At 40.8% G+C, this 9160-nt stretch carries 11 protein-coding genes and 1 pseudogene; 2 read left to right on the top strand and 10 right to left on the bottom strand.

The features are described from left to right. Nucleotides 1–348, bottom strand: a pseudogene (locus tag AC1DPZ_RS16900) (sensor histidine kinase); the annotation flags it as partial. 5 nt (nt 349–353) lie between these two features. Further along, complete coding sequence (locus AC1DPZ_RS16895) at nt 354–2243, bottom strand: alpha/beta hydrolase family protein (protein ID WP_477405481.1); 1890 nt, start codon at nt 2241–2243, stop codon at nt 354–356. A 152-nt stretch (nt 2244–2395) separates the two neighbouring features. Between AC1DPZ_RS16895 and AC1DPZ_RS16890 the strand changes: the two genes are divergently transcribed. Together AC1DPZ_RS16890 and AC1DPZ_RS16885 are read left to right on the top strand one after the other, a co-directional pair. After that, nucleotides 2396–4201: a tetratricopeptide repeat protein gene (locus AC1DPZ_RS16890; RefSeq protein ID WP_477405479.1), complete on the top strand. Its 1806-nt coding sequence runs from the start codon at nt 2396–2398 to the stop codon at nt 4199–4201. Nucleotides 4202–4365: 164 nt separating this feature from the next. After that, nucleotides 4366–4668, top strand: a complete 303-nt coding sequence (locus AC1DPZ_RS16885) for a DUF4286 family protein (RefSeq protein ID WP_477405477.1) — start codon at nt 4366–4368, stop codon at nt 4666–4668. Nucleotides 4669–4738: 70 nt separating this feature from the next. On the opposite strand, the gene AC1DPZ_RS16880 is transcribed toward AC1DPZ_RS16885, so the two are convergent. The 8 genes from AC1DPZ_RS16880 to AC1DPZ_RS16845 form a co-directional block, all read right to left on the bottom strand. Beyond that, a complete protein-coding gene (locus tag AC1DPZ_RS16880) occupies nt 4739–5545 on the bottom strand; it encodes an OmpA/MotB family protein (protein ID WP_477405475.1) in 807 nt (268 codons plus the stop codon). Between the two features lie 22 nt (nt 5546–5567). Further along, nucleotides 5568–6230, bottom strand: coding sequence for a DUF2461 domain-containing protein (locus AC1DPZ_RS16875; protein WP_477405473.1), 663 nt, complete (start codon nt 6228–6230; stop codon nt 5568–5570). Beyond that, a complete protein-coding gene (locus AC1DPZ_RS16870) occupies nt 6208–6483 on the bottom strand; it encodes a hypothetical protein (RefSeq protein ID WP_477405471.1) in 276 nt (91 codons plus the stop codon). The genes AC1DPZ_RS16875 and AC1DPZ_RS16870 overlap by 23 nt, the downstream gene beginning before the upstream one ends. A 159-nt stretch (nt 6484–6642) precedes the next feature. Then, nucleotides 6643–6921 carry a hypothetical protein gene (locus tag AC1DPZ_RS16865; RefSeq protein WP_477405469.1) on the bottom strand — a complete coding sequence of 93 codons (279 nt, stop codon included), beginning with the start codon at nt 6919–6921 and terminating at the stop codon, nt 6643–6645. Between the two features lie 271 nt (nt 6922–7192). Beyond that, the gene (locus tag AC1DPZ_RS16860; RefSeq protein WP_477405467.1) at nt 7193–7768 is read right to left on the bottom strand and encodes a DUF420 domain-containing protein; all 576 of its coding nucleotides are present in this window, start codon (nt 7766–7768) and stop codon (nt 7193–7195) included. A 5-nt stretch (nt 7769–7773) separates the two neighbouring features. Beyond that, the gene (locus AC1DPZ_RS16855; protein ID WP_477405465.1) at nt 7774–8472 is read right to left on the bottom strand and encodes an SCO family protein; all 699 of its coding nucleotides are present in this window, start codon (nt 8470–8472) and stop codon (nt 7774–7776) included. Continuing rightward, on the bottom strand, nt 8472–8816 hold the full coding sequence (locus tag AC1DPZ_RS16850; RefSeq protein ID WP_477405463.1) for a cytochrome C oxidase subunit IV family protein: 345 nt from the start codon (nt 8814–8816) through the stop codon (nt 8472–8474). Before AC1DPZ_RS16850 ends, AC1DPZ_RS16855 begins: the two co-directional genes overlap by 1 nt. Before the next feature lie 11 nt (nt 8817–8827). After that, nucleotides 8828–9160 (bottom strand): cytochrome c oxidase subunit 3 (locus tag AC1DPZ_RS16845; protein WP_477405461.1); only part of this gene is annotated, 333 nt, incomplete at its 5' end.

Here is a 9160-nt window from a genome sequence, read left to right as displayed (position 1 = left end):
GATAGATATTGGCCCCGAGTTCCCCCCAATGAGTGCATCATAAAATACTACTCTTTTTACAAAACCATAGTCATGAAAAACAGATGCGGCGTACTTAGCCGCCGACGCCGAATCAAGGAAGCCCTGGTAAGATGTTATTTCGGGTATTTTATTCTCTAAAAAGTCATTGTAAGGTTTAATGGTTTGCTCCAGCACTTCAATTTTTTTGGAGGCAAACTCATTCTCTACATACTTTGAGGTGAGGTTATAGGATATAAAAAGCGCAACAACAAAAGTAATGGATATGAGCACCAGAAAAATGATGATCAGCGAAAAATTTTTACGGTAAACATTCTTTTGTGCCGGCATAACCGTTATGGTTTAACCCTCATATTATTATCCAGAAATTTTTCTATCTCGGTATACATTTCAAGGCGGTTTCGCTCGCTTCTAAAAAAAGCACGTTCATTGGGCTTTAAAAAATACTTCACATCTACATCATGCTTACGCAATTCGCGCACAAATTGGTTCAATTCGCTGATGTTGGCCCGCTGATCCTTAGCTCCCTGGAAAATAATCAGCGGCACTTTTATCTTATCTGTATGAAAAACCGGCGAAATAGCCCGAAACTGATCTGCATCCGTTTCCGGGTTACCAACCATTTCATATGTCATTTTTAAATAAGGCTTAAAAAAAGGCGGTGCATCTTTAATGTAGGTAAAAAAGTTTATCAACCCATACTGTACAACTGCACAGTTATATAGCTCGGGGTGAAAAGATACACCATATAAAGCAGAGAAGCCACCAAAGCGACCGCCAAAAATGGCTATCTTTTTAGGGTTAGCTATTTTTTTGTCTATAAGCCAATGCACTCCATCGGTTATATCGTCCTGTATTTTACCTCCTACCTGTTTGTATCCTGCACTTCTGAAGGCCTTACCATAGCCGGTTGATCCACGGTAGTTCACCTGGAAAACGGCATAGCCACGATTGGCTAAAAATTGTACCTGCTCATCATATCCCCATGAATCGCGGGCCCAGGGACCATCATGCGGCATTACTACTATGGGCAAATTAGTTTTTTTATTACCCAACGGCATGGTTAAATATCCGTTTATGATTAGCCCATCTGTTGCTTTGTACGATATAGGCTGCATGGCACAAAGTTCATCGGGCACCAGCGATGAGTTAAGGTCACCCAGTTTGATTAACTTGCCGGTAATTTTCTCATAAAGATAGTACGCCCCCGGGGTTCGGTCGGTATAAGTATACAATATAAATTTGTTCTCTGAGCTATCCCGATCAACTACCCTAATTTCGGCACCCTTAAGCTGCTGTTGCAAATTTTTATATATATTTTCAATATCAGCCGCCAGAAAATGCTTTCGGGGTTTGGCTTCTTCCCATCCGGCAAACTCAACCCTTTGTTTACTTTTTGAGTATTCTACATACATTATATCAGCTTTGCTGCAACTAAAAATGGTTTTTTGCTCCTTGCCATCTTCTGCATTAATTTCAACCAGCGCCATTTTATCACGATTGACGTTGGATAGCGCATAGAAATTGTTTTTCACCCCGGTGAAAGCTATGGGCCTTACCGAATTTTTGAAATTATTTTGAATGACAGGCTTAAAAGGCGCAGCGTCATAGGGCCGGTATAAAATAGCCTCATCAACTCCATCCGAAGATTTAACCAGGCGAATCCTTCCATCAGCATCCGGGAACCACTCTGTAATGTTACCTGGGTTTATAAGATAAGGGGTAAGCTCGCCGGTTTTAATATTAAGCCGGTATACATCAAAATTAGCAGGGTCGCGTTTATTCATCCTCACGGTGATAATATCCGGCTGCTGCCTGCTGCGGCTAACCAGGCTTACCTTTACTTTTTCGAGCGACAAAATGATGCGCACTTTATGTTTTGATACATCAAGCGCATACATTTTAAAGCCGTCATTTGCTACAATATCCTGGTTAAAAACCAATTGGTTATTAAAGGTCCAAAAGTAATCGCCCCGCACCGGATAATCCTCAAAAGAGGTTTCCATATGTTCGCTACCATCTGTAAGTGATTTAATAAACAGGTTCTGTTTATCCTTGTATGGTTTTAAATAACATATGTATTTGCCATCGGGCGATATTCTGAAAAAGCTTTTTTCGGGCGTTTTAAAAAAATCAACAATAGGGATCTGCTTTACATGATCTTTGCAGGAACATATAACAGTAAAAATACCAATAAACAAAAAAATCTTTAGCCGGCTCAACATATTTAGTTTTACCCCATTTTATTAATCAGGTCAAATTAGATAAAATTAGTTGACGATAACAAAATGTCACTACAATTTTACCCGGTGCATCCTTATACGAATATTACCCCCCAACGGTCATGTTATAATATTAATTCCCTATTTTTGAATAGATGAGGGCTTTATTTGCAATTATTGTTTTTGTTTCGCTTGGATCGGCTAAATTGTTTGCACAGAACAATGAACTTCAGCTGGCCACGCAATATAATGCCAATGGCGAACCTCAAAAAGCGCTTGAAATTTATCAGAAACTATACAAGCAAAATAATGAATCGTATTATTCCTATTATATAAACACCCTGCTCAGTCTTAAAAAATTCGACGAGGCCGAAAGTGTAGCCAAAAAACTGACGCGCAAGCACCCCAACGTTAATGAATATCAAATAGTACTGGGCACTATTTATACACAGCAAGGCAACCTTGATAAAGCCGATGCGATTTACGACAATTTGCTTAAAAACCTGCCGGCAGACCAAATGGAAATTGCCAACCTGGCCAACCAGTTTTATCAGAATGCCAATATTGATTACGCTATCAAAATATTTCTACAGGGTCGTAAGCTACTCAAAAGTGATGAAGCCTTTACTTATGAACTGATAAACCTTTATCGGTTTAAACGGGATAAGGTGTCTCTTATCGAAGAGTATCTTAACTTTCTGCCATCAAACCCCAGCTTTATTACCCAGGCCGAAACCACCTTTGCCAATATATTTGAAGGAGATACCGATTATAATTTACTTAAAACTGCACTACTAAGACGGATACAAAAAGCCCCGCAACAAACCATTTTTGCCGAACTGCTTACCTGGCAATATATGCAGCAAAAGGAGTACGATCTTGCCCTTAACCAGGCGCTGGCTCTCAGTCGCCGGCAAAATGATGAAGGGAACAGTATTTATGAACTTTGCCGAACGCTAAACTCCAACGAGGCCTATGATGTTGCTATTCGCGGGTATGAGTATATTATTACAAAAGGAGTAAGCAATCCCTTGTATATTCCCGCTAAAATTGAGCTTATCAATACCAAAAACCAAAAGATCACTGCAGGCAAATATCTGCCGGCAGACCTATTAGGCCTGGAGCACGATTATATGGCTTTACTTACCGAATTTGGCCGGAATAACAATACCGTTTTTGCTATGCAAAAGCTGGCCAACCTGCAGGCTTTTAAACTGCATAAAATTAGCGACGCCCAAAAATTACTGGAAAGCGCTGTAACCATCCCGAACATCCGCACCGACCTGCTTGCCTCCTGCAAACTCGACCTTGGCGATGTTTACCTGTTAAATAACCTGCCCTGGGAAGCAACCCTTTTATACAGCCAGGTTGAGAAGGATTTTCCGAATACTGCCATTGCACAGGATGCCAAATTCCGAAATGCCAAACTGGCCTATTATACAGGCGACTTTACCTGGGCAAAGGGACAGCTTGATGTATTAAAAGCTGCAACATCGCAACTGATTGCCAATGACGCGCTTAACTTGTTGCTGCTTATCAACGACAATACCACTGCTGATAGTTCAGGAGCTGCCCTCAAAATTTATGCCCGTGCAGATCTGCAGATCTTTGCTGAGCAACCTGCCAGGGCCCTGGCGGCACTTGATAGCATCGACAAAAAATCCCCTGGCAACAGCCTCAATGATGATATCCTGATGGCAAAATCGCGCATTTTTATACAACAGAAAAATTACGTTGATGCCGTTGCCCTGCTTAAGAAGATCTTCGATGATCATCCAACGGAGCTGTGGGCCGATGATGCTGTTTTTATGCTGGGTGACATTTACGAGAACCACCTTGATGATAAAACCAACGCCAAAACCTGGTACCAAAAAATCATCACCGATTATCCCGGCAGTTTATGGATCAATGAAGCACGAAAACGATTCAGGCTACTGAGGGGAGATAAGACGGATTCATAAGTTGGTGAGTGGTTGATTAGGTGAGTGGTCAGATGGTTTTAAATTCATGATAAGTCGACCCTGCATTTGTTGAGCCCCATTCATTTAATCAACTGCTCACTTAATCAACTAATCAGCCAATCACCATTCACCTAATCAACTTAAATACCTATTTTTGCTTCACCATGATTGTATACAACGACACTATAATATTGGATGAAACCATCCAGGAAGAATGGCTTCATTACATGAAAACTATTCACATACCGGCCGTAATGGCTACCGGGCTTTTTACCTCATACCGGATATTAACTGTAATTGATTCTCCAAACGAGGGGGTTACCTACTGCATTCAATACCATGCAGATAGCATTGAGCATTTTCAGCAATATTATATGAATCACCTTCACAAGCTCCAGGCCAGCCATCAGCAAAAGTTTGATGAAAAGTTTGTAATCTTTAATACTTTGATGGAAGAGGTGGAGTAAAGCCTCTCCCGAAAGTTCCACCATATTTTATAATAGAAAAGCTCCCGGAAACATTTCGGGAGCTTTTTCATTATTTAGTTATCAGGTTGTATAGTTCATCAAGTTTGGGGGTAAGCACTATCTCTATCCTCCTGTTTCTGGTTCGGGCGTCGTCAGTGCCGGCAGCATCAATGGGCTGAAACTCGCCTTTCCCGGTAGCCGTTAACCTGTGCGGATCAACCATTTCAACTTCGGTAAGGTATCGGGTTACGGAAGTTGCGCGCAGTACGCTTAGGTCCCAGTTGTCTTTGATCTGGCCCAGGTTCTTTACTTTTTTATCATCGGTATGGCCTTCAACTGCCATGTTAATGTCTGGTTCTTTATTCAATACTTCTGCCAGTTGTTTCAGGGCTTGTTTACCTTTATCATCAATTATTATGCTGCCCGATGGAAACAGCAATTTATCGGTAAGCGAAACATATACTTTACCGTTACGGATATCAACCGTTAACCCGCTTGCCTGGAAACCCAACAGGGCCTTTTGTAATTTATTTTTGAGCGCATTTGTGGCTTCATCACGTTTTTTCAAAATATCCTCTACCTCCTTTAAACGGGCTTCGCGTTTTTGCAGATCAGCAGCCAGCTGATTGGCTTTGGTTGATGTAACATCGAGGTTATTGGTAAGGGAACTGTTGTTGCTTAGCAGATCGCTTATCTGCCGGTGCAGGCGCATGGTATCGCTCTGCAATTGTGCAAGCTGCGATTCCAAAGTTCCGGCACGGGTATTTAATGAATCGCGTTGAGCCAATAAAGATCTGTACTCCTTGGGCGATAATATTTTGCATGAGCTAATGGCTATGCAAAAAGCAGCGGCTAATAATAGATATTTAGTTTTCATGTGGTTAATTTTCAGGTTGTTGTTATGCGAGTGCATTCTTCAGGAAAACATTCAGCGGATATATTTTGCTGCACATATCAGCTACCAGCTGTACTGCACCATCTTTTGTGATATCCTCATCGGATATTTTATGCCAGGCTACAAAGCTTTTCAACTTTAGCAGGTCGATATTTTCATTTTCTGCGCTATACTCCCTGGGAACAGACTTTAACTGCTCTTGTTTTCTGAAATCACCAAATAATTCGATAAACGCTTTGTCATCAATAATCTGCTTCAATGCAGATGCGTTATAATCTATCTCCTGGCGTATGGCTTTCAAGTGCGCAGCCTCGGGCATCCAGTAACCACCGGCAATAAATGAGTTTCCCGGTGAAACCTGCAAATAGAACTCCGCCCTGCTGCCTTTTAAGCCCCCAGAAGGGATGCTTACGCCGAAATTATCTTTATAAGGAGTTTTATTTTTGCTGAAACGGATGTCGCGATAAATTCGCATTACGCGTTTTTTAGGATCCATAGTTTCATCAATCGCCGGATCTATCTTTTGCAGTTTGGCGAGTAACTGCCCTGTAAAGTCAATTACATTTTCACGGGCAGCATCGTAACGTTCTTTATTGGCCAAAAACCATTCACGATTGTTGTTTTGAGCCAGATCTTTCAAAAATTCAAGACTTTCCTGGTATATCATCAGTATCTAAATAGGCCTGGTAATGTATTTTGGGCGATAGCCAATATAACAAAAGCACACGCGAATATCTGAAATTTATAGGTGCCAGTACAAGGCAGCCTAAAATAATTACACTAAGATATAACCAGGGCGAATCGGAATTGTGCGTAATTAAATATGTAAGCCAGGCCAAGCCTAATGCTTCACCCACATTTAGGGCGTAGCTTACATACATAGCCGCATAAAAATATCCCGGTTCTATCTCAAAATGCATATTGCAATGCGGGCAATTGAGGTTTATTTTATTTGAAAAGCTATACGCGCCTCCCTGAAACATATCTCCACGACGGCATCGCGGGCATTTACAATGAAGCATCGCCCATGATTTTGGAGTTTCCGGCATGTTAATAAATTAGAGGAGTATATAAATTACTTAATTCAGGTTCAGCTTTTCGTCGCGCATGTTAAGGTTAACATTTTTACGGCGATATTTTTTGTACCAAATATACCCGCCGGCAGCAACTGCAAAGTAAGGCGCACCTAAAAGAAACAGGATGCCTTTATTTAAGCCTTTAGCTGCGTTACCGCCGCTTTTAGTATTTGTTTCAACAGTGGCAGCACATTGCGCGCATTGTGCTTTTACAGGCTGCCTTGCGCATACCATAAGCCCAAGGGCCATTACGAAAAGAATGATTTTTGAAACTCGTTTCATTCTACAAATTTAACTAATTATTATTAGAAATAGAATCGCATGCTTACGAAGATAGTTAATGGCAAAGATCTCGTCTGAACCGGAATTTTGGGAATTAAAAAAAATCAGAATTTTAAAAATTCGGCTAATTCCATAAATTCCCGTTCAGACAATGCGATAGGGATGGAAATGGATACCGGCCAGTGAGCGTAATGCCTGCAGGCGTATGAATGCACAGCCTGGGCCAAAGGCATCGCTAAAACAAAGCCTGCCAGACTATATTGTCTGCCTGTTAAAAATGATAGTACGGCTTTATCATTAAATAAACCACTACACCGCTTACCGTTACAAATAACCATATCGGGAATGCCCAGCGTACAAGTTTACGGTGCTTTTCTACCTGCATTTGCAGGCCGCGGTAAAAGCTTAATAATRTCAGCGGTAAAACACCGGCCGCCAATACAATGTGCGGGATCAAAATGCTCAGATATACGGTACGCAATACGCCAATAGATTCACGCTCGTCAATTGAAAGTATTCCGTCAAAATTGGCATCACCATAAAATATATCATTACGCATCAGGTAATGAAACAGGATGTACGATACCAGGAATGTAGATGATAAACAAAATGTAACAATATTAAGCCGTTTATGAACCTTTATATTGCCTTCTTTAATAAAGTAAAGTGATGTAAGTAAAAGCACAGCACAGGTGCCATTCAATACGGCATTCAGCATAGGCAGGTATGGCGTAAACGCCGGGGCTACTGCCGGACCGGGGATAAGGTGACGGTTTAAAACAACAACTACCAGTACCACAAATATGGTGACCGATGCCACAAAACGGAAAATAAATTTATCGGTCATATCACTTAGTATAAGGCTTTATCAACTTTACGCAACTCTTCTGCAATCAGTACTTTTATTTCGTCGTTAAGGCGGTTAACATCGGTGGTATTGGCGCCCGAATAATATCCCCTGATGTGTTTATCCTGGTCGATAAGGATCAGTTTATCGCTGTATATAAAATCATCCTTGCCTGTTTGTACGGCATCAACCAAAAAGCCTTTACGGGCCAGGGAATAGATAGATGTAGTGTCGCCAGTTAAAAATACCCAGCGGTTTGATTCGGGCTTATAGCTTTGCAGGTATTTTTTTAAAACATCCGGGGTATCCCGATTCGGATCAACGGTAATGGAGGTAAAATATACCATCTTGTTTTTCCAGTAAGTTCCAACCAGGTAGCTCAAATTTTTATTGATGGTAGTACATACTGTTGGGCAGTGGGTATAAAAAAAACTGGCCACAAATATTTTACCTTTCAGGTCGGCTTCTGTAAACTGTTTACCATCCTGATCGGTGAGCTTAAAAGCAGGAACCTTGTAATAGTTGGTATCAGGGATATCCTTGCCATGAAATCTGTGTGTAGTTTTGGCTACCTCCTTTGGACCGAAAAAACTTAGTGGTTTATACCTATTTTTACCCTTTGCGGTTAGCAAATAATACAAAAATCCTGGTACTGCTAATATGAGCACCAGGACTGTAATTTTTTTCCAGATGGCAGCTTTCATTACCCCCTCAGGTCAATCCAGTGGTGGCTCTCGTTAGTAAGTACCAGGATTAAACCGATTATAAATATAATTGGAACTATAATAGCTAATGCCAAACCTAATTTCTCGAACTTTAAGTGCATAAAGTAAGCTACAATGTAAAATGCTTTAAGCAGTGTTAAAACTATATACACAGGATTTGCAACTCTCAGATACTCTGGATGGCCAGGCACAACAACCAATGCTATAATGAATTCAACACAGGTAATAGCCAATAATATAAAAAACACTTTCCAGATTTTTTTCCGGGTCATTGTTTCGTGCTCACCGCCTTCGTGATGAACTTCGTGTGATTCTGACGACATATATAATTTTTTTAAACTAAGTAAAAGAATGTAAACACAAATACCCAAACCAGATCTACAAAGTGCCAGTAAAGACCTACTTTTTCAACCATTAAATAGCTGCCGCGTTTTTCATAGGTACCTCTTAACACATTAACGGTGATAATAATATTGATTATAACACCTGTAAATACGTGAAACCCGTGGAAACCTGTGATGGTAAAGAATAAGTTTGCAAACTCCTGAGCTGTTAAATGCCTTGCAGCATCGGTACCACCAGCGTTAAAAAACTTACCTAATTCTTCAATAGCAGGTGTACTTCCCCACCAGAAACCTTCATGATGCAGGTGGCTCCACTCTAATGC

It is taken from the genome of Mucilaginibacter sp. P4_G9 (assembly GCF_056400985.1).
The sequence above is the reverse complement of the archived record's forward strand: the minus strand, read 5'-3'. Positions and strand labels throughout refer to the sequence as shown.